The sequence below is a fragment of the Calothrix anomala FACHB-343 genome (genome assembly GCF_014696435.1).
In the GTDB taxonomy this organism is placed as follows: domain Bacteria; phylum Cyanobacteriota; class Cyanobacteriia; order Cyanobacteriales; family Nostocaceae; genus Aulosira; species Aulosira anomala_A.
This window is the reverse complement of the sequence record NZ_JACJQG010000070.1, coordinates 20,819-43,252: the sequence shown is the minus strand read 5'-3', so window position 1 is coordinate 43,252 and position 22,434 is coordinate 20,819. Positions and strand designations below refer to the sequence as shown.

General features: G+C 39.4%; 16 protein-coding genes and 1 tRNA gene. 12 read left to right on the top strand and 5 right to left on the bottom strand.

Annotated elements, in window-relative coordinates:
- Nucleotides 1-83 precede the first annotated feature (83 nt).
- From H6G08_RS29665 to H6G08_RS29645, 5 genes are all read left to right on the top strand, one after another.
- On the top strand, nt 84-1,205 hold the full coding sequence (locus H6G08_RS29665) for a fatty acid desaturase family protein (protein WP_190549652.1): 1,122 nt from the start codon (nt 84-86) through the stop codon (nt 1,203-1,205).
- Between the two features lie 464 nt (nt 1,206-1,669).
- Nucleotides 1,670-2,545 carry a hypothetical protein gene (locus H6G08_RS29660; protein ID WP_190549650.1) on the top strand — a complete coding sequence of 292 codons (876 nt, stop codon included), beginning with the start codon at nt 1,670-1,672 and terminating at the stop codon, nt 2,543-2,545.
- Nucleotides 2,546-2,551: 6 nt separating this feature from the next.
- A complete protein-coding gene (locus H6G08_RS29655; protein WP_190549648.1) occupies nt 2,552-3,259 on the top strand; it encodes a hypothetical protein in 708 nt (235 codons plus the stop codon).
- On the top strand, nt 3,253-4,194 hold the full coding sequence (locus H6G08_RS29650; protein ID WP_190549646.1) for an ATP-grasp domain-containing protein: 942 nt from the start codon (nt 3,253-3,255) through the stop codon (nt 4,192-4,194). Before H6G08_RS29655 ends, H6G08_RS29650 begins: the two co-directional genes overlap by 7 nt.
- 593 nt (nt 4,195-4,787) lie before the next feature.
- Nucleotides 4,788-5,981: an MFS transporter gene (locus H6G08_RS29645; RefSeq protein WP_190549644.1), complete on the top strand. Its 1,194-nt coding sequence runs from the start codon at nt 4,788-4,790 to the stop codon at nt 5,979-5,981.
- Nucleotides 5,982-6,025: 44 nt separating this feature from the next.
- Here H6G08_RS29645 and H6G08_RS29640 read toward each other — a convergent pair whose 3' ends face one another.
- Nucleotides 6,026-7,192, bottom strand: coding sequence for a nucleotide-binding protein (locus H6G08_RS29640; RefSeq protein WP_190549642.1), 1,167 nt, complete (start codon nt 7,190-7,192; stop codon nt 6,026-6,028).
- A 350-nt stretch (nt 7,193-7,542) separates the two neighbouring features.
- Here H6G08_RS29640 and H6G08_RS29635 point away from each other — a divergent pair, with 350 nt between their 5' ends.
- Together H6G08_RS29635 and H6G08_RS29630 are read left to right on the top strand one after the other, a co-directional pair.
- A complete protein-coding gene (locus tag H6G08_RS29635) occupies nt 7,543-8,373 on the top strand; it encodes a metallophosphoesterase (protein WP_190549640.1) in 831 nt (276 codons plus the stop codon).
- 163 nt (nt 8,374-8,536) lie between these two features.
- Nucleotides 8,537-9,370, top strand: a complete 834-nt coding sequence (locus tag H6G08_RS29630) for a metallophosphoesterase (RefSeq protein ID WP_190549638.1) — start codon at nt 8,537-8,539, stop codon at nt 9,368-9,370.
- A gap of 1,003 nt (nt 9,371-10,373) precedes the next feature.
- Here the strand turns inward: H6G08_RS29630 and H6G08_RS29625 are convergent.
- Both H6G08_RS29625 and ruvB read right to left on the bottom strand, forming a co-directional pair.
- On the bottom strand, nt 10,374-11,180 hold the full coding sequence (locus H6G08_RS29625; RefSeq protein WP_190549636.1) for a tetratricopeptide repeat protein: 807 nt from the start codon (nt 11,178-11,180) through the stop codon (nt 10,374-10,376).
- Between the two features lie 192 nt (nt 11,181-11,372).
- Nucleotides 11,373-12,476: a Holliday junction branch migration DNA helicase RuvB gene (ruvB, locus tag H6G08_RS29620; RefSeq protein ID WP_190549634.1), complete on the bottom strand. Its 1,104-nt coding sequence runs from the start codon at nt 12,474-12,476 to the stop codon at nt 11,373-11,375.
- A 155-nt stretch (nt 12,477-12,631) separates the two neighbouring features.
- On the opposite strand from ruvB, the gene hisF reads away from it, so the two are divergent.
- From hisF to H6G08_RS29605, 3 genes are all read left to right on the top strand, one after another.
- Nucleotides 12,632-13,405, top strand: coding sequence for an imidazole glycerol phosphate synthase subunit HisF (gene hisF, locus H6G08_RS29615; protein WP_096643680.1), 774 nt, complete (start codon nt 12,632-12,634; stop codon nt 13,403-13,405).
- A 100-nt stretch (nt 13,406-13,505) separates the two neighbouring features.
- Nucleotides 13,506-13,697 (top strand): hypothetical protein, encoded by a 192-nt coding sequence (locus tag H6G08_RS29610; RefSeq protein ID WP_015128896.1) that lies wholly within the window; start codon nt 13,506-13,508, stop codon nt 13,695-13,697.
- A gap of 93 nt (nt 13,698-13,790) precedes the next feature.
- Nucleotides 13,791-13,863: transfer RNA gene (locus H6G08_RS29605), tRNA-Ala, on the top strand.
- A gap of 119 nt (nt 13,864-13,982) precedes the next feature.
- On the opposite strand, the gene H6G08_RS29600 is transcribed toward H6G08_RS29605, so the two are convergent.
- Nucleotides 13,983-16,514, bottom strand: a complete 2,532-nt coding sequence (locus tag H6G08_RS29600; RefSeq protein WP_190549632.1) for a CPBP family glutamic-type intramembrane protease — start codon at nt 16,512-16,514, stop codon at nt 13,983-13,985.
- A gap of 293 nt (nt 16,515-16,807) precedes the next feature.
- On the opposite strand from H6G08_RS29600, the gene H6G08_RS29595 reads away from it, so the two are divergent.
- Complete coding sequence (locus tag H6G08_RS29595) at nt 16,808-18,937, top strand: serine/threonine-protein kinase (protein WP_190549630.1); 2,130 nt, start codon at nt 16,808-16,810, stop codon at nt 18,935-18,937.
- Between the two features lie 113 nt (nt 18,938-19,050).
- Here the strand turns inward: H6G08_RS29595 and H6G08_RS29590 are convergent, their stop codons facing one another.
- Nucleotides 19,051-20,781: a serine/threonine-protein kinase gene (locus H6G08_RS29590; protein ID WP_190549628.1), complete on the bottom strand. Its 1,731-nt coding sequence runs from the start codon at nt 20,779-20,781 to the stop codon at nt 19,051-19,053.
- A gap of 920 nt (nt 20,782-21,701) precedes the next feature.
- On the opposite strand from H6G08_RS29590, the gene H6G08_RS29585 reads away from it, so the two are divergent.
- On the top strand, nt 21,702-22,427 hold the full coding sequence (locus H6G08_RS29585; protein WP_190549626.1) for a L,D-transpeptidase: 726 nt from the start codon (nt 21,702-21,704) through the stop codon (nt 22,425-22,427).
- Nucleotides 22,428-22,434: the final 7 nt, after the last annotated feature.

The following is a 22,434-nucleotide window of genomic DNA, read 5'->3' as shown; positions in this document are numbered from 1 at the left end:
GTTAGGAGATTTGAAGTTTATTGATACTGCATATCTCCCTACGCTTTTTATGTTTCGACATGAAATTTACGCGAGCAAATTCTATGACAACGACACCAGAAACAAGAGTCACTTTTACTAAAAACCTTGGTTTTAGAAAAGAACTCAATAAGCGAGTAGATGCTTATTTTAAGTCTAATAACATTGCTCCCAGAGATAATCCTGCAATGTATTTTAAAACATTCACTATCGCAATATGGGTGATTTCTGCTTGGACATTTACTCTGTTCGGCCCGCCGCAAATCTGGCTAAAAATAATTGGCTGTATGGTTTTAGGTTTGGGTATTGCTGCTGTAGGATTTAGTATTGGACATGATGCTAATCATGGTGGCTATTCGAGTAAAAAATGGGTGAATACTCTGATAGGTTCGATATATGACGTAATTGGATTATCTAGTTATTTATGGCGATATCGACATAATTTTTTACATCATACTTACACCAATATTTTAGGTCATGATGTGGAAATACATGGTGATGGCTTAGTGCGGATGACTCCTTATATGGAGCATAAATGGTATCACAGATTTCAACATATATTTATTTTATCTATCTATACAATCATTCCTATTTACTGGTCTTTTGCTGATATACATATCATTCTGTTTAAGCGTAAATATCATTCCCATGTAGTTCCTACACCTAAACCGCTAGATATGCTGATTCTGTTTGGCGGTAAAATTATTTGGTTAGCACTGTTTTTAGGAATACCCATTGCTGTTGGATACAGCCCAATACAAGCATTATTAGGATTTATCATCACTTACATGACCTATGGCTTTTGGATTTGTATCGTCTTTATGCTGGCTCACGTAATGGATACAGCAGAGTTTATCCAACCAAATGGACAACCAGAAGAAATTGATGATGAATGGGCGATTTTTCAAATTAGAACAACTGTAGATTTTGCACCCAAGAATTATTTTCTGAATTGGTATTTGGGCGGATTAAATTATCAAGTTGTTCATCATTTATTTCCCCAAATCTGTCATATTCACTATCCGAAAATTGCTCCTATTTTGGCAGAGTTATGTGAAGAGTATGGGGTTAAGTATAATGTATATCCCACATTTTGGGGAGCGCTGGCTTCTAACTTCCGATGGCTGAAATATTTAGGAACTACACCAAATGTAGAATATCAAGTTTTACCTTTAGTTAAGAGCTAGGACAATTTATCTTTCTCTTTGCTAGTATTTTTTGGGGACATAGTTATACTATGTCCCTGATTTTTTTGCGACTAATACAAAAGGCGATCGCATTACACCAATTTAAATAGCAAAACAGTTCAGTTAGCGGCAAAAACCTTAAGCTGCGTAGGTTGGGTTGAGGAACGAAACCCAACATTTCCAGGGGTTTTTTGGGTTTCACTTCGTTCAACCCAACCTACAATTATCCTTAACTGAACCATATTGATATAAATAGAACTTACGCAAAAATTGCCAAAAAGCTTAATTTATTGAACCGCCAACGCGCAGCTTCTCCCCTTGGGAGAAGAATTCGTAGGGTGTGTCAACAAGGATTGATCGTGCAGAAGGGTTTTATTTGCCAGAAAAAGGTACCCTAAGGGGTAATACCCATCACCCAATCTAGAAAGTTAAGTTTGATATGTAGTTGCTCTGTAAACAAATATATGACAGACATATCAATCGGCATCATTAGACAAAAACCTACTTTAGTTTCTACTTTTGAACTACTAGTCAAACCAATTACCCCTGTTACTGCTCCTGGTACCGAAGCTGTTGCGCGTACCGTTGTTCAAGGTTACTTTTTGACTATTGCCAATACTAGTAATTCTGATGTCAAACTGACGTTGCAATTTACTGCGACTACACCAGCGTTAAATATCGCGGATACAGTGACAATCACTGATGTTCAAGGAACTAATGACTTTAGCGATCTCACCCCTGTTCCTGGCGATCCTAGCAGATTTACTTTTAGTTTGGGTATTCGAGCTAATGATACAGCTTTGCTTACTTTGCTGCCTGATGTTAGCAAAATAGAGATTGTCAAAGCTGCAAAATTAGAGATTCGCGGATATGTGGAAATTCTTGTCAATTCTCCTTCTGCAGCTACTCCTGTTAACTTGCTATTGACACCAGAACATAGAGGTACATTCTTACCTCAAAATCTATCCTCTCGCAATCTTGACTTGGATCAATTGGCTTATTCTATACCCACATCTACTGGTGGTAGCCTGTTTACCCTTTCAGGCCCTGTAGCCAAAATGAGCAAGGAGTTAAAGATAGAAGTCAAGGAGTTTGAGAAAATTCAAAAAGAGAAAGACTTCGAGAAAGTTCAAGTTGAAAAACTTCCAGAAATCGATCAATTGGCAAATCCAATTCCTGTAAATGCGGGAAATGATTTACAACGATTAATTGGTTTGATGGCTCAACGTTTGGATCAAATAGAACAGCAAATGGGTAATACCCAAAATGGTAAGTCTTTTATCCAAGCTCAAGAACGTCCCACTGTTGGTCAACAAGTAGTTAATCAACCAAGGAATTAAAACAGGGTGTTAGTTATTGTCGCCAGTCGCCATGACAAAGCCGCCGAGGCGCTGGTTGCTAATTGGGCGGCTGATGGTGTAAGCCTTCTGACACCTGAAGATTTGTCCGTGGTGGGATGGCGACAATACTTAAATTCTCCGGCAGATTCTCAAGCCGTGGTAGGTGAGCGATCGCTCTCTCTCGATCAAATTACTGGTGTTCTCTCTCGCCTACCGGCAATTTTACCACAGGAACTTTTACACATTGTCCCGGAAGACCGGGTATATGTGGCAGGGGAAATGAATGCCTTTTTGATTGCTTGGCTGTCTAGCCTCAATTGTCCAGTCTTGAACCGACCAACACCAACATATTTATTGGGGCCGGCTTGGCGATTGGAACAATGGGCTTATGCAGCTGCTCAACTGGGTATTCCGGTACGTCCAGTCCGGCGACAAAGTTCGCTGTTATCTCATGTTAATTCCCAGGTAAGCGAACCAGCTGGAGTTAAGGTGATTGTAGTAGGCGATCGCTGTTTAGGTGATGTTGATAACCAGCTAAAAGTTTATGCGAGGCGGTTGGCTGATGCGGCGCAAGTTGATTTGTTGACGGTTTCTTTTAGCAGTCGCGAAGCCTCAGCAGAGTTTGTGGGCGCTGATTTGTGGACTGATATTTCTGTACCAGATGTCAGCGATGCCATATTTGAATATCTGAGTGGAGGCGATCGCAAATGTTGATTTTATTGTGGGGAATTTCCGAAGAATCTCCTTTAGCAGCAGTCTACTCAGAACTCAATCATTTAGGTGTACCTACAGTCATCCTCGACCAACGAGATATTTTAGATACAGAAATTGAACTTTGTGTAGGCGATTTACAGCGACCGATTCAAGGACAAATTCGTACTTGGTATCAAAAAATCGACTTAAGCGAAATTACCGCAGCTTACTTACGCCCTTACGACTCCCGCCGTTTGCCGCAAATTACCGCATCAGGGGCAAATAGTCCAGCTTGGCAACATGCGATCGCGGTTGATGATACTTTGATGGGTTGGTCAGAAATTACACCTGCTTTTGTTATCAATCGCCCTTCATTCATGGCGGCTAATGGTTCTAAACCTTACCAATTACAGCAAATTCGCTCGTTAGGGTTCAAAGTTCCGGACACGCTTGTAACTACAGATCCTGAAGCTGTACGGGCTTTTTGGCAACTTCACGGTAATGTAATTTATAAATCAATTAGCGGTATTCGCAGCAAAGTCTCCCGTTTGGGAGTTGAACATTTAGAACGACTTGATGATGTAGCTTGGTGTCCGACTCAGTTTCAACAGTACATACCGGGGAGAGATTACCGCGTTCATGTTGTGGGAACTGAAGTTTTCGCCAGCGAGATAGTTTCTCAAGCTGATGATTACCGCTATGCAGCAGAGGATGATGAATCTACAGAAATTCGTGCTTGTTATCTACCACAAGAAGTAGAACAGCAATGTAGAATATTGGCAAAAGCCATAAATTTACCTCTTTGCGGTATCGATTTACGCCGGACACCAACGGGTGAATGGTACTGTTTTGAAGTAAATCCTTCACCGGGATTTACTTACTACCAACAGTTTACAGGTCAACCTATTAGTCAGGCGATCGCTAATTTACTTATAGGTAACAATCGCATTCGTTAAACTCGTTGACGGTTGACGGTTGACGGTTGACAGTCATCAGTCAACAGTCATCAGTCAACAATATCGGTTAAAATCGCCCATTTCCCTAGACAATATGCTTCACAGTTGTCAGGCTAGATTTAGCCGAAATAGTTGTTTTACACATTAAAATCTCACAAAATCTACAACTAACGACAGTTGACAAATAACTCGTGACCAATAACTAATAACTTTGGCAGAATTTTATTTTTTGATGGGTATCAACCCCTAATTCCCTTACAAACAAAATTAATAGAATAAAAAATATCTGTTGCTTGGTAATTACCAATTATCATGTTGCTTGCTGCATGGATAAATTATTAGCATTGGGCTTGAATGTGCAAAATAATACTTGTTACCAGCAAAATAAACTTGCTTTTGTGATGGGTAAATTATGAATTTATTGCTAATAATAAATAATTATTGACTGATTAAGTGCATATTTTTCCCAAGCCAAATGTAAGTATCAATTAATAGGTGGGTTGCGACATCAGCATTAGGCAATTTATAATGCGGTTTTCCTATCAGACTTGTCCCGGAATCACACCACTGGTACAAGAAAGTGAGGCACGATCGTGGTGAAAACTTTTGATGCTCGGACAGAGATTTTATGGCAACAGGTTTGGGGATTAGCGGCGTTATTGGCGGCTATTATCTTCAGTTGGATAGTGTATAGTTTCTATCAGCCAAAAATTTTACATCGGCTAGAATTTGGTGAATTAGTTGGTTGGTTAGCAATTATCCAAGGTTTATTAGCTATTGTTACCGAACCAATAATAGGTAAATTCTCCGATCGCTTACAACAATTAATAGGTAATCGCCTACCGATGATTAGTGTTGGCGTAACCTTAGCTGGGTTAATTTTGGCGATTATTTCCCTATTAGTGGAACAAAATTTACACGGAATAATCCGTTGGTTAGTACCAGTATTAATGACTGCGTGGCTATTAGCGATGATTATATTTCGCAGCCCGGCGATCGCATTATTAATCCAGTTTGCGCCGATGAGCGAATTACCCCAGGCTAATGCGGTTTTAGTCTTCGTCTTTGGCTTTGTGGCTTCACTGGAGCCAATATTAAGAATTCTGTTAAATAATTTGGGTGCGTCAATCACTTTTTTATTAGCTGCGATCGCTTTAATGATGGCTGCATATATTTTGCGATCGCTAATTCCTACGCATACCTGGAAGCCTGATTCTGCTAATGAAGAGATTCCCAGCAAAACTCACAATTTATTATTAATTTTACTGTTTGTCGTTGGTTTAGGTACAGGGTTAGAAATAAATTTGTTAATGTCCGTATTTCCCCAAGAATTACAACGTCAATTCCCGGCGGTAAGATTAGAATTTATTACCTCTAGTATCCTGATTGTATCGGCAATGGCTGCTGTAATTTTTGGCGAATGGACCGCACAAATAGGCGCTAATAAAGCGTTGTTACTCGGCTTAGGTAGCCTCACAGGCTTAATGGGTTTAGCACTATTAAACGATATCGATACATTTATCGTCGGTTATATTTTTGCTTTTGGTATCAGTGTTAGCTTAATTTTAGTCAGCATGATTCCCTTTTGCTTAGGAAAGTTACCACCACATCAAGCAGGTTTAGCTACTGGTTTATTTTTTGGTGGTGCTGCTGGTGCTACGGCTTTAGTATCGCTTTTCGTTAAACAAGGATTAATTGGAGCGTTAGGAGCATTTTTACTTTCTGAGCTAGCTTTTTTCGTAGTAGCTGGATCTGTTGTGATTATGAAAAAAATTCAAATTAGTTAATTTTGCAATCTTCTAAATATATTTTTAATGACAAGAAAAGTCTCTTAGTGATTCCGCAAAAATCCAATACCAGCTTTCGTTTCAATGTAATCAGCTAAACTGATAAAGTCTTCACGGGGATAACATCTTCCACCTATTAGATCAAATGCTAATCTACTGGCAGGATTTGTTGGGTTTTCGATAATATGTATACCCCAGTAATAAAGTAAGTCACTAGCTCTGATACAAACTTCTTCCGGGTCTATACAATGAAACTTATCATCTGTTTTACTAATTTCCTTATAAGCATCAAAATAAACATTTTTTAGAAGTTTTAATCGCCTTACTCCTGGATCTTTAAAGTTGTTGACTAGGACAAACAAATGAGCATTTTGATTCAATTCGCGTATTTCTTTAACAGTATCTTGAATAACTTTACCATGCTTGTTAATACCTAGCGGATTTAAAGTTGTTGGGATAATGCAATAATCTAATCGCTTAACTAGCTCTTCTGGATTACGCTCTAATGCAGGTGAACAATCACAGATAACTATTTGACAATCACGGGCAGAATCTTCATGCCAATCACCTTCATCAAATACTTGGATGGTTGTACCAATACCTGTAGTATTAGGAACAAAAATGCCATCACCGACTAACTTTTGTAAATTTTTTTCTGGATCTAAATCTACCAGAGCAATATTAAATCCTTGCAGGGCTAATGCTCCTGCTAAGTGTGCTGCTACAGTTGTTTTACCTACTCCTCCTTTACAAGTAAATACTCCAAAATAGACTTTTTTTGGAAGATTTGGCTTGGGGTATCCTGAATTATCTTCGTCATCAATTCCAATACCAGTATCAAAACTAATTAACTTATTTTCTTGAGCAATTACACAACGGATTTTACTATTTTTACCCCAGCTTCTAATTAATGCCTGTGCTGGGCCACCAAAACCTTTTGTAGTTACAAACAAACCAAAATTAAATTTTTTACCTTCCTCTGAATCTAAAAAATTAGCAAAAGCTAAAAGCTGAGGTGCTGTCACATTATTTTTTAGCCACTTCACCTGAACGGCACCTACTAAATTGTCTTTTTTAAGAACTAAATCATAACCACGCTGGTTTGTTTTAGCAGTTTCAACTGTCCAACCCGCCCTATGGATCAGTTTTGCTACGTGCTGCTCAAAATGAATAAAGTCTTGGATATATGCTGGCTCTAAAGATGATTGCATAAATAAAAGCTTTTGAAATTTTTTCAAATTTGCAGAGTGGTTTAATTAAATAGATTTGATAATGAGTAATATTTAAGTAATTTATTTTTTAAATATAAAAATAATGTCGCTAACTCTGTATTAAAACCACACTTCTAGTATTATTTTATTCCAAATCAACCAAGAAGGGTTGAGGGAATTTACTTCTGCTTGACAAAAGTCTTCAGCAAACAAATTTGTATTATTTAAGTATAAATGCGTAAATCAGTTACAAACTTCATGAAGTTTTGAAGAAGTTGTATCATTAGCACAGGCGATCGCATAATTTTTAGTTAAGCTATAAGCGCTAATATTTAGAATTATTGCGCTTTATGCACTGGTTACTATCTGGGCCGTTGAGTATCGAGAAATTGACGGTGAAGATTGCAGATTTACCTGCTTCCTTACAAGGTAAGAAGCTGGTGCAAATGTCAGATTTCCATTATGATGGTTGGTGCTTATCGACAGCGATGTTAAAAAGAGCGATCGCAGTTAGTAACCAAGCTGAACCAGATTTAGTTTTATTGACTGGTGACTATGTCAATGCTAATCCAAAACCGATTCATAAATTAGCTTTACATCTGAAAAATCTTCAAAGTCGCGCTGGTATTTATGCCATATTGGGTAATCACGATCTATGTTACCAACAATCAAGAGGAGAAATTACAGAGGCGTTAAATAACATTGGGATTAAAGTTCTCTGGAATGAAATCGCCTATCCATTTGGGAGTGTATTACCTTTGGTGGGTTTAGCAGATTTTTACTCAAGGGAATTTAACCCTGTAGCAGTGATGAATCACCTAGAAAATCATACTCCCCGGATTGTTTTATCTCACAACCCAGATACAGCCGAATTATTGCAAACATGGCGAGTAGATTTACAATTATCCGGTCATACTCATGGGGGACAAATTGTCATTCCCGGATTCGGGCCTGCATTACAATATTACAAAAAAATAGTGCGAAAAATTCCTAAAAAATTGCGGCGTCGAATTCCCTATTTTCGTGGCGATAAATTTGTAGTACATCGTTGGGAATGGGGACAAGGTTTCCATAAAGTAGGAAAAAATCAATTATACATCAATCGCGGGTTAGGAACTTATCTACCTGGGCGTTTATTTTGCCCGCCAGAAGTGACAGTCATCACCTTACAACGAGAGTAATTTAGTAACAAAATTACAAATAAATTAGTAATTAAATTGATTATTTTACGTATTACATATTTTCTCGCTAAATAAAAAGTGCTGTAATTGATAGCAATAAATTAAGATAGATTTTATTTTTTGGTAAGCTGTAAGCGCTGCTATTGGGAGTTTATATTGGACTATGCATTGGTTATTTACAGGACATTTAAGGGTAGATGAAATCACGGTTAAGATTGCTGATCTACCTGCATCTTTAGTAGGAACAAAGATTGTGCAATTGTCTGATTTTCATTATGATGGAATGCGGCTATCGGAATCTATGTTAGCAGAAGCGATCGCGCGTAGTAATGAAGCTGAACCCGATTTAGTTGTCTTAACCGGTGACTATGTTACTGACGATCCCTCCCCAATTTACAGATTGGCGCAACGACTCAAATATTTAGAAAGTCGTTATGGTATTTATGCCATACTTGGTAATCATGATATCCGTTACAACCAATCAAAATCAGAAATTACAGATGCTTTTACTAGCATTGGCGTGAATGTTTTATGGAATCAGATTGCCTATCCATTAGGTGAAGAATTACCCTTAATTGGATTAGCTGATTATTGGTCAAGAGAATTTCAACCTGCGCCAGTCATGGATCAAATAGACTCCGCTACACCGCGCATCGTTTTATCTCATAACCCAGATACTGCTAAAATATTGGAACAATGGCGAGTAGATTTACAGCTATCTGGTCATACCCACGGAGGACATATTGCATTACCAGGTATTGGCCCTTTAGTGTTTCACTATAAAAAGCTGTTGAAAAAACTACCCAAAAAATTGCGGTCTTGGGTGTCTTTATTTTTAGGAGATTTCTCGAAAGTGGTGCGATATTGGGAATGGGCGCAAGGTTTTCACCAAGTAGGAAATAATCAGCTATACGTCAACCGAGGTTTAGGAACTTATCGCCCAGGACGCTTATTTTGTCCCCCAGAAGTCACGGTAATTACTTTAGTTGGTCAATAGTTAGTTGTCAGTTGTCAGTTGTCAGTTGTCACTGGTAATTATTGATTTATTCTCTGCTTCGTAGTTTTGACTTTGGACTATTGACTATTGACCATTGACCATTGACCATTGACCAAAACAGTTGAAACCGCCTCTAGCTACGATGGGAGAATATCGGTAGCTTGGGCGGTTCCTTGAGAACGCAATCGTTCGAGAAATTTTAAAATTCAGAGGAAATAACTAAACTAATGTGAACTACGGACAACTTTCGCAACCCCATCTCTCAAACCAGAACTGCTTGCGCATCCACGATCCGACTAGGCAGGTATTTCTGGCTATACGTTATATCACCTCCACGACAATTATCTATCAATGAGCTTAAGGCGAAAACACTTAAACGGATGCGACAACTGAGTGGGGAAATGCGAGGAAATTAGAGCAGGAGGCACAGGCTCTAATATCAAAGGTTTTGATGAACTTTTAACCTTTCTGTACCTTGCTCTTAATGTAGCACCTTATTTTCTATCCGCACCATGTATTTACTAAACTTGATCGCTATTTATTTATTGCAATAATTTAGCAATATTTCTTAAAAATTTCCTACCTAATTAAAAGAACTCACCAATAAAATTGATGAGTTCGTAGTTAATCAAGAAAGTGCTTGGTGAATGCAGAATCAATAGGGAGCATCCCAAATGTGCAAAAACGCTCTCACCCTATAAGGGTGGGGCTAGAAATACGAAGCCTGCCTTCGCAGGCTATCAAACTTTTAGCCTGCCAAGGCAGGCTTTGTTGGTATAGCAATACCCTTCTAGGGTATTGCGTCAAAATTGGGATGCTCCCGAATCAATAGGGAGCATCCCAAATGTGCAAAAACGCCCTCACCCTATAAGGGTGGGGCTAGAAATACGAAGCCTGCCTTCGCAGGCTATCAAACTTTTAGCCTGCCAAGGCAGGCTTTGTTGGTATAGCAATACCCTTCTAGGGTATTGCGTCAAAATTGGGATGCTCCCGAATCAATATTCTACTGAAGTTTCAAAAACTTATCTAAAGCAGCTACCATGCTAGGAGGCCAACGACGGGTATTTTGCACCCAATCAATGTCTTTGTAGCGGTTATCTAGCCCATAAGCGGCTACCCAATTGCTTTCAGCTTCGCCTGGATTTCCGTTTACCCAGTAAGCAGCAGTTAAAGCTGCACGCATATCGGCAAATTTCGGATATTTACGAACAATATTGCGCATTTCGCGAATAGCTGTGTCTATTTTTCCAGTCTCATACAAAGCTAAGGCGTAGTTTGCGCGAGCAAAGGCAAAATTTGGGGCAATTTCTACGGATTTTTTATAATCTGCGATCGCATCTTCCCAATTACCCAACCCAGCTTGAGCATTACCACGATTGTTATATGCCATCGCATCGTTCGGATCTAATTCTAGGACATGATTATAATCCGCGATCGCCTCTGACCATTTACCCAAACCTTCCAATGCTGTACCACGATTTAAATAAGGATCGGTGACATTTGGGGCTAATTCTATCGCTTTGTTGTAATCTGTCAGCGCAGCTTCTAATTTATTCTGACTCACGCGAGAATTTCCGCGATTACTCCATGCACCTGCATTAGTGGGAAATTGCTCAATTATCTGTGTCCAGAAACCTTCCGCCGTGGCAAAATCACCTTTATTTGTGGCTGCAAAAGCCTGATTTGCCCATTCATTTCCCTGTTCTAATTGCTCTTGCGTAAATGTGGGTTGTGGAGATTGTGCCATGACTGGTGTTGCCCAGCCAAACACAACCAACAGACTGAGAAAAATACTAATTAACTGAATCATCTAATTTGTCGATTTGTGTCTATCTGTAATGGGCATAGGGCATAGGGCATGGGGCATGGGATGTGGGGACAAGGAGGACAAACAATTCAAAATTCAAAATTAAGAATTCTATTTGACTTTTGACTTTTGACTTTTGACTTTTGACTTTTAGCCAATGCCCAATGCCCCATACCCATTTCCTATCTAAAATCATTACAGCAAAGACATCTGTTCGTTAGGTGGCTTAAAACCTAAATGTTTGTATGCTGCGGTTGTGGCTGTTCTCCCACGGGGGGTGCGGCTAAGATAGCCAATTTGCATTAAATATGGTTCGTAGACTTCTTCAATTGTTTGAGTATCTTCCCCTGTGGCGGCGGCGATGGTTTCTAAGCCGACTGGCCCGCCATTAAATTGTTCAATTATCACACTCAACATTTTGCGATCTGTCCAATCTAAACCGCATGGGTCTACCTGGAATAGCTGTAATGCTTCACCAGCAATACTTTGGTTAATTTCACCAGCTTTTTTTACTTCCGCATAATCCCGGACTCGCTTTAGTAGTCGATTTGCTATCCGTGGCGTACCGCGCGATCGCCTAGCAATTTCTGTAGCTCCATCTTCTGTAATTGGGGTCTGGAGTAATTGGGCAGTCCGGAGTACAATTTTGCTGAGTTCATCAACTTCATAAAATCGGAGTTTTTGGACTAAGCCAAAGCGATCGCGTAATGGTGAAGTTAAAGCACCAACGCGAGTTGTAGCTCCCACTAGGGTAAATTTTGACAGGGGTAAACTGCGGATGCGGGCGCTGGAACCTTTACCGACGGTAATATCTAAGCGATAATCTTCCATTGCTGGATAAAGAATTTCTTCTGTCATCCGCGAAAGCCGATGAATTTCATCGACAAACAGAATATCCCCTGGTTTTAAGTTCACTAGTAGCCCTACAATATCCCGTGGACGTTCTAGTGCAGGCGCACTTGTAATTTTGTAGTTTACCCCCATTTCTGATGCTAAAATCATTGCCATTGTGGTTTTACCCAATCCCGGCGGCCCGTATAGTAGCAAATGATCCAGCACTTCATTTCGTGACTTAGCAGCTTTGATGGCAATATCTAGCACATCTTTTAAGTCTTTTTGACCAATGTAATCGGCAAATCGCTGTGGCCGAATACTTTCTTCCTGCTTACCTTGTTCATCCACAGCAGCTTCGGCTTGCAAAAGTTCTTGATGAGAAGAAGCTTTCACAGATTCCTGCGGCTGCTTTTTTGGTTGTCCATTGGGTTCTTGAGGCTGTTTTTTCGAGGAGATAATCGCCATAATTCAGCTATCAACTTTAACTTAAGGACTATGTGAGGGAGATTTGGGACACAAAACTAGGCATAAACAAGGCATCCAAAGATTTTCGCAACAGAAGACGCACGCCCATTTAAAATTTAAATTCCGGACAATTACCCAGGAGTTAAAAAAATTTTATGTTATCTAAAAGAATCTTACCTTGCTTAGATGTGAAGGCGGGACGGGTTGTTAAAGGAGTTAACTTTGTTGACCTCAAAGATGCGGGCGATCCGGTAGAACTGGCTAAGGTTTACAATGATGCCGGTGCTGATGAGTTAGTGTTTCTGGATATTACGGCGACTCATGAAGACCGAGACACAATTATTGATGTAGTTTACCGCACGGCTGAACAGGTCTTTATTCCCCTGACTGTGGGGGGAGGGATTCAAACCTTAGAAAATGTTAAAGGTTTGTTACGAGCTGGGGCAGACAAGGTTAGTATTAATTCTGCGGCAGTACGCGACCCAGACCTCATTAATCGGGCAAGCGATCGCTTTGGTAATCAATGCATAGTAGTTGCTATTGATGCTAGACGCAGAAATGACCCACAAAACCCAGGCTGGGATGTGTACGTGCGCGGTGGAAGGGAAAATACAGGTAAAGACGCCTTACTTTGGGCGAAAGAAGTTGAAAAACGGGGAGCCGGAGAATTATTAGTCACAAGTATGGATGCTGATGGGACTCAAGCCGGTTATGACCTGGAATTGACAAAATCTATCGCTAATGCTGTGCAAATTCCTGTCATTGCTTCTGGTGGTGCTGGAAATTGCGAACATATCTATGCTGCACTCACCCAGGGGAAGGCTGAAGCAGCATTATTAGCATCGCTGTTACATTACGGGCAATTGAGTGTAGAACAAATCAAAAATTATTTGCGCGATCGCTCTATTCCAGTAAGAATGCTTAACTGAACCATGAATTATCCTTATACTCACATCTATCCCAGGTCAGAGACGCTTCCCCAAAACAGTGTTAATATGAATTAACTAGTATGAATAAATATTAACAAATATGTTGATTCCTATTTTATTATTTGATGTAGCACTAGTGGCTTGGTCACTACACCTGATGGAGAAAGCCTTTGAGCACAAGGAATTCTCGCTAATGTTAGCTGGTACATTAGTCGCCCTAGCGGCTGCTGCTATGTTAGTAGTTTACTTTCTCATGGGTCACTGTATGAGCTACCTGCTACAAGTTTCTTAATTTAACTGCTGAGTACTTGTTTATTTGGTAGCCGCAAGCGATTTATTGTTGACAAACCTCATCTGTTTAGGCATAATAGATAAGGCTTCTCAAGGGGTTATAGCTCAGTTGGTAGAGCACTTCAATGGCATTGAAGGGGTCAGCGGTTCGAATCCGCTTAGCTCCACTCTTAAATTAAAGAATTATTTTCTGAAACAGAATAGTCATAACTGAGTGCTAGTGAAGGCGATCGCTCAACACATCACCATAGCACCACTTAATATTACAGCATAATTAACAGCATAATTACATCTTAGATGGCAAAATTTTTTGCTGAGGATCTAATTTGGCAATACCACCAAACATAATTAACCAAGCTACGACTACAACCCAGTGAATACAAACTATCACCCATAAAGAACCTGTTAGCCTATAGGCAACAGTGCAGATAATCCCTAACAATGTAGCTAAAGCTAAAAAATCACGCTGCATAAAGGTGGGATTGCCAGCTTTAAAAAAGGTTTTAGCATTTAATGGATGATAGAAAATAAATAGTAATAAACTGACTATTGCTGATAAACTCCAGGTGAGAAAATTGCTATGTTCGCTAGGATGAGGCAATAAAAATACCCGAAAAATCAGTTCTTCCAGCAATGCGGGTGCAAATAAGCAGCGCAAGCTTAACAAACTTTTATGTCGCCAATTTGCCGCCCAAACTTGTATATTTAAAAATTGAGATTTATGTCCATAAGGTAAGGCAATCAAGCTATAAATTAGTAACATGACAACAATTACTAACCAATCTTGAATTGTGGGAATTGCTAATGAACCTAAAAACCGATTGAACAGCAGTGACAGTGGTGCAATATCGGTAAAGGGAAGCTGAATTTGTCCTAACAATATTGTTGGCGCAATTGGTATAATATCCGCTTGCCAACCGCCTACTTGATTGGTGCGTAATACTTGCATCATCGCCCCATGTGTTAAGAATATCGTGGCAAAGTCATCATGGGCTTGTCTTGGCATGATAGTTCGCCATGTTGTCAAACCAGCCCAAATACTACGATCTTGAAATACTTTTTGGGTTTTGTCTCTTCCTGTCCCCGTTAGTATACCAGCTTGGCTTTGCCAATCAGCGCGAACTATACCCAAGGGTGCTAATTGTTTATCTAGTGATTCGCCTAATTTCATTAGCTGCTGAAAGCGTAATGCTTCTGGGTGGTTGGCGTTGGCTTTTAACCAAGTTTGAATTTTATCGTTTGCAGCGACTTGATTTTTAATTGCGAGGATAGCTGCAAATAGCGCTTGGCTGGAGTCTTGGATACATGAAGTAGCAGGTGATACCATTGCCCCACCAGTACCATCGCCAACCCGATAACGCGCCATTGTGACTTGTAATTGTCGCTGGAATTCTTCTAAAGGGGAAATTTTCATCTCGTCAAAATTGTAATCTTGGGTGACAGGAGGAAATTTGATGAGAATATCCGATACTGGGCGAGTTGCTAACCAACCGCGTTGTAAATTACCCATATAATCAGCCCATGTATGTTTAGCAGCAATAATGCCATCGGGGTTATGGGTATAGATTTGATAATATTGAGGATCAAACCGTAATTCTTGCGTAAACTCGTCGCGGATAACTTCAGCGATACCAAAAGCAAAATGTCCGGTAACTGTATATGGTACTCCTAGAGATTCTGCTTTATTGCCGCCAATGCCGCCAAACAGATGAAGTGCGATCGCTTTATCGCCTTCCTGCCATTTTACAATAGATTGACTGGGTGAATTTTGGGGATCTAGCAATAATGTATTCAATTCGCCTTTATTTTTTGCAGGATTTCGCCAATTTGTAGTTTGAATATAATTGATTGCTAATTGCTCGTCATTAATAATTTGACGGGGTTGAATTTGCAATAAAGAACGAGGCACAAGCGCCCTGACAGTAAATACATTTTTTGCATCTTGGGCACCATAAATATACCACCCATCTTTACCTGCCGGTGATTTTTCAATTGCTTGGATGCTTGAAGGTGCAAAATTTCGTGTATCGATAATTTGTTGGGGAATGCGAATAGTTTCTTGCACGCCATCAAACTTCTGAGAACTGGGGTTATAATGTTGGACTAAAAAATAATCATTTGGCGGATTTGCTGGGGAAGATAAAAGATTTTTATTGATATTTTTAATCGGATTAAGAATTTTGACTAAGCCGTAAAACCTACCAGTCACAATAATCGGTTCATGCTCAATTTGTAAAATATTTGTTTTACCGCTTGTCGCAATATTTGTCGTCGCATCTAAAGCCACAATTGTCTCATCATCAGGATTCGCACCAGCTAAAGAACGTAAAACCCCTACCTGACGGACTCCATTTAAGCGTACAGGATGAATGTTACCTTTTTTTAAGCTTTCTAAGATTTCCGCATTGAAATTTATATCTTGTTTGACAGATTCAACGTAATTGAGGACATCTGGATTATTTTGCCATTCTAAACGCACTATTTTACCTACTAAATTTTGTGCATTCGCAGGCGCATATTGTACTTCCATCCATACCCAATCTTGACCATCTTGTAATTGTTGTTCTGTTGGTAAAATTAATCTACCCACCCAATCAGCAATTGGTTTATAAATTTGAGCCTGGGGAATTTTATCAAGAGGATAAAAGCGAGATTGATTAAAATTTTGGCGGATATGTATGGCGTAATGGCTTTGTTTATCTATGGCTGGAGTGGGTTTTGCTGAAAGTTGCAAAACAGCAATTGAGGCGATCAATGCTAACAATAAAGAAATGGTAAATCTTGACCTGGTTTTGCGATTCAATCGACGCCGAATCATATAAGATCAAAAAATTTTACTTCCCAAGTATCTTACTCTAAATACGGTGTTTTGCGTCGCGGCTTATTCTTCTGTAATACTGCGTAAGCGTTGTGAAAATCTTTTTTTAATGAACCGCCAAGTACGCCAAGTACGCCAAGATAAGAGAAGAAAGTGAGAGGTTGTAGATTTCATAAATGATTGAGGATTGTTATACCTCAGCCAGTAACCGATTGAAAGTTATACCCTGTGAATCCGGTTCGCCTGTGTCAAGATTGGAATCAGATATTATCGCATTAAACTAGGCAAACCAGATGTTGGGAAACACACTTGTTGGTAGATACCAAATTGTTAGTCACTTGGGAGGAGGTGGATTTGGGGAAACGTTTGTAGCTTGTGACACTCAATTACCAGGTTCGCCGCCATGTGTCGTTAAAAAACTAAAGCCGCAAGCAAGCGATCCGGTAACTTTAGAGACTGCGAGACGTTTATTTGATACAGAGGCGCAAGTTCTGTATAAATTAGGAACTCATGCATCTATTCCCCAGCTTTTAGCATATTTTGAGGAGAATGCCGAATTCTATCTAGTACAAGAATTTATCGAAGGGCACGATCTGAGTCAAGAATTAGTACCAGGGAAAACTTTCAGTCAAGATGAGGTAATTGCTTTATTAACAGAGATATTACAAATCTTAGAATTTGTTCATCAACAAAAGGTGATTCACCGCGATGTCAATCCGCGAAATTTACTCAGACGTAAATCAAATAATCGCTTAGTTTTAATTGACTTTGGTGCGGTTAAACAAATTACTACCCAAGTGATTACACCCCAAGGACAAACTAAAGCGACTGTGGCGATTGGAACACCTGGATATCTTCCTGGAGAACAAGCACAAGGTAATCCCAAATTTAGCAGTGATATCTATGCGTTGGGGATAATTGCGATTCAAGCTTTGACAGGATTACCTCCAGAACAATTAGCAAGAGATGCTGATAGTAATGAAATTATCTGGCAAAATCAGACTCAAGTTTCGCCGGAGTTTGCCCAAATTTTAGACAAAATGGTATGTTATGATTTTCGGCAACGCTACAGTTCAGCTACGGATGCTTTACAGGCATTACAAGAGTTAACAAAACCCACTCCTAAAACAGTGGCGTTAATTCCCTCTTTGCCATTTAAAAATTTAACAACATATCAATATAAAAAAAATATAATTCCCAAGATGTTTGCCGGGATATTAATTTTAGGTGTCGGTGGTATAGCAGGTTTATTTATTATTGATGGTTTACATACTAAGAACGCTACAGAATTATATAAACAAGGCAATACTTTATTTGATTTACAACGCTATCAAGATGCATTAGCTATTTATGATAAAGCGGTGAATATTCGCCCAGATTATGCTGAAGGCTGGTATGGAAGAGGTAATACGCTCTCGGCTTTAAAGCAATATCAAGAATCTCTAGCCGCATACGATAAAGCTATTCAACTTGAGCCAGATTACTTAGAAGCTTGGACGAGTCGTGGCTTTGTTTTGCAAAAATTACAGCGCTACCAAGAAGCGATCGCGTCTTTTGATAAAGCTCTACAATTAGAAAATAACTCTCCCGCAATTTGGAATGCTAAAGGTGATGCCTATAGTAATTTAAAACAATATGAGAATGGAATTAAAGCTTACGAGCAAGCGATTGAATTGAAAAAAGATTATTACATTGCCTGGTATAATAAAGGATTAGCACTGCAAAACTTAAAACGTTATGAAGATGCAGTTACAGCCTACGATAAAGCCATAGAATTAAAACCAGATAATGAATCATTTTGGTATAATCGGGGTAATTCTCTGGTAAATTTAAACCGCTACGAAGATGCATATAGAGCTTACGAAAAAGCGGTACAATATAAACCCGATTATTACCAAGCTTGGTTATCTCTGGGTAATGTGCTAATGACTTTAAGACGTTATCCCGAAGCGGTAGAATCCTTTAGTCAAGTAATTAAATATAATCCCAATAATTACCAAGCTGTATATAGCCGAGGTTGGGCATTACATCAAAGTCAACGCTATGCAGAAGCGATCGCAGCTTATAATCAAGCAATAACTTTGAAGCGTAACGATTATCAAGTTTGGTATAACTTGGGAAATTCTCAATACAATTTACAGAAATATCAAGACGCGATCGCATCCTACAATCGCGCAGTCCGTTACAAACCAGACCATTACGAAAGCTGGTATAGTCGGGGTAATGCCTTAGTCAATTTACAGCGCTATCAAGAAGCGATCGCATCTTATAATCAAGCTATCAAATACAAGCCAGACTATCAACAAGCCATCACCGCCAAAAAGCAAGCAGAAAATCAACAGCAAACCATCAAACCACAACCTGTAGTTGTTCCCGTCATTCCCATTCCCAATCCCTTATTTCCCAATCAAAAACCGCGTTAGACAATACGAATTATACATTAAACTTAAGTATTAACACATAGAATGGCACTGTCAACTCTAGCAAAATAAAGCCGACAGCGCCCCCTCCTGTGACCTTCGATCTCATTCATGTATTAAAAGTAACGGCTATCTGAGCGAGATTTTTTAGGTGCAGAATTGCTGCGGGATAAAGCTACTTTACTAGATTGCGATCGCAAGCGTTGCTTTTGGGTATATTCGTTTAATTTCATTTGAGCTTGGACGTAAACAGGTGTGTTTTTGGGAACCTTGCGCAAAAATTGCATAGCATCGTCAAATTCGCCCAAAGAAGCTTTGTTATAAGCTTTTTGGAGAAAATAAGTAGCGCGAATTTTTTGCTTTTGATCGTACTCCGCCAATTTTTGCTGAACAATAGCACCAGCAGAACTGTTAATGGGAACTTGACGCAAATACTCAATAGCGCCAGAAAAGTCCTTTTTATTAGCGCTTTCGTAAGCTTTGGCTAATAAATCTTGCGTTTGCGCTTCTACTTGGTTGCGTGCTTCTTCTACCAGTTTATCGGTTTTCGATTGCCAATATAAAATATCTGGCACATTAGCCGCAATTCGCAATACATCTGACCATCTACCCGCACTAGCAGCAGTTTCCAGTAATTGATAGTTTTTAGCAGCAATTTGCCATTGCTCTTGCCATTCATCTGCTGTAGCTTGCGCTTCTGGATAAATTTTACTATCTGAGGGAATGGATTTCACCAGAGCGATCGCTTCTTTTAAATCTCCTGCTTGATATTCTTCCGTAGCCTGATATAAAGTTTCCTTTTCCGAATATGCGGGAGAATTAGTAAATACCGAATACATCCCCAATCCCAGCAACACCGAATTAGTCGCTATCCCGACTTTCATTCCAGTGATTAAGGGAGGCGATTTTGGAGATTTATAATTTTCTGGTAACCGACTCGCTGTAGCTGGTTGCTCCACAAGTAAGCTCCCCTCTACTTCTTGTATGCTGGGGACATCGGTTTCCCAGAGCATTTCCTGAAGTATGTGTAATACTTCACTTGCAGATTGAAAACGGTCTTGATAATCGTAGCGGATCATTTGGCTAAGAATAGCTGCTAAATAATCATTCACAGCTATATGGGGAGAATGCCAAATAATCTCATTAGTATAAGGGTCTAATTTAAATTCTAATGGTGATAAACCTGTTAAAGCTTGGATAGCAATGATTCCCAAGGAATAAATATCACTGTTGGGCTGAGTTTGACCAATAAATTGCTCTGGTGGAATATATCCCAAAGAAGTTACAGGAACCGAATGAATCGGTAATTCTGTGTCTTCACCAAAATCAACCGGCTGGATTGAGCCAAAATCAATCAGCACTAATTTGTCATCAAACGCCCGTCTAATCAAATTTTCTGGTTTGATATCGCAATGAATTACCCCCTGAGAATGAACAAAATCCAGAATTCCCAAGACATCTTCCAGAAATTCGATGACTTCTGTTTCACTCCAAATTTTCCCACACTTTTTATGAATAGGTAATTCTTCTGTCAGTGGATGTCCTTCAATAAATTCTTGCACTAAGTAGAATCGCTCATTTTCTTCAAAACAGGCGATCAGTTCCGGAATTTGTCTATGTCTTCCCAGACGCTTCAAGGTTTCAGTTTCCGTGAGAAAACGCAGCCTTAAGTCATCTAAATAACTGGGGTGCATATTGTTAACTTTGAGTTGTTTAACAACGCACTTGGGATTTTCTGGGTATTCTATGTCTACAGCAATGTATGTCTGTCCAAATACCCCTGCACCTAGGCTTTGGACAATTTGGTAACGCGCTTGTAGTACTTTACCGATCATGGGGTGGGTCATGAGCTGGTTACTGAGTAAGTCCTGATATAGGTTTTCTCAGTTTTTACTCCTCTTTCCGGAATGCCTGATAATTAATTCTACGGAGAGATGGCTCCCACAATGCCCAGCGTAGTAATGTAAGTATTTTTTACCAGAAAAAATAGTACTTTCAGGTTTTTATACAAAATGTGATATTTACAAGCTTTGTATTAAATAGTGCCAATGTTACGAAATCCTTAAGTTTGTGCAGATATCAAAACAAAGTCATTCACCATCATGATTCAGAAAGTGTAAAAAAAAACTGCATTATGTAACAAAAAGTAAATGCAGATCTTTGAGCGAAGAGGCGGAGGGGCAGGGAGCAGGGGGAGCAGTCCCCTACCCTGGAGCCGTGGAGCGGAGCGGAACACGGGTATCAAGCCCCGCCCTTCTAGGGCGCTCTTACCGGGGCGGAGTCCAAGCTTCGTTCCAAGCCTTCCCCCTTGCTCCCTGCTCCCTGCTCCCCTGCCTCTTGTGACAGTATTTTTTGCTTCAACTTTACATACAGAAGCAATAGCAATATGTATCAGTATCTTATCTTTGGTTGTTATCAGACAAAATATACACTTTGTTTTCAGTAAATACTCTGAGATATAAAGAAATTGGTTCAGAGTGAGTTTGAGGATAAAGTTGTTGAATTAGATATTGCTCAAAGCAATATCCATGATTTACCGACTGAAGATTTAGTGAAGTTTTGAAATACAACCTCATGCGCATAATCACGCTCAGTAAGCAGAACATTTGTTCTGCTTAATTAGAAGTTATGAGTATCTAAATATATTTTTAAGTTAAAAATACTAAATTTTACGCAACTGCTAATCAATTCAAAGTTACGAGTAATTCCTCATGTTATAGGCTAAAAATGGCGATTATAGTCGAAAAACAAATCACTAAACAGGTAAATGTTTTTTCGATTACTTTTAATAAGTTTAGTTTGTGTAGTCACTACTAGTTGTAGCGCTAATGCAGAAATTAAAACATCAGGAACTTCAAATAATGAACAAACTGCTGAGAAATTAATATCAGCTAAGACAGAGAAAATTAGCAGTACTAATACAGCTAAAATTCCCCAACAACATGAAACAGATAAATTTACCGCCCCTGTAGGTAATTTAACAAATGTATCTGCTCAACCTAATGAACAGAATTTGAGTAAAGGTAATCCCAAACCTAACCAATACTCAGTTGCAACAAGCGGTACTTACATGCAGTTAGTGAAAACTAACGAGGTGAATCAGCTGGGAAACCCGATATATGGTTTGCTGCTTTACGCTAACGGCCAACAAGTCGGTGCATACAGAACCGTCACAGGACGCGCGCATACTCAAAATAGAGACCGCGATCGCTCTGGAACAGAAGCACCCCTACCAGATGGAAGATATACAGTTGCTAAACAAGTAGTTCGCGGGACTATTGCTGAAGCTGGCGATAGATTTCTAGCAATACAACCACAATTTCGCACAGGTCGTACCGCTTTAGGCATTCATTACGATCCATCTTTCGATAAAAACAACGGTGAAGATGGAACATCCGGATGCATCGCCTTAACTAATCGACAGGAATTGACAGAGGTTTTGGAATACGTTCGTACCTACAAACCTCAATTTATTAACGTATCTATTCGCTAAATTTTTC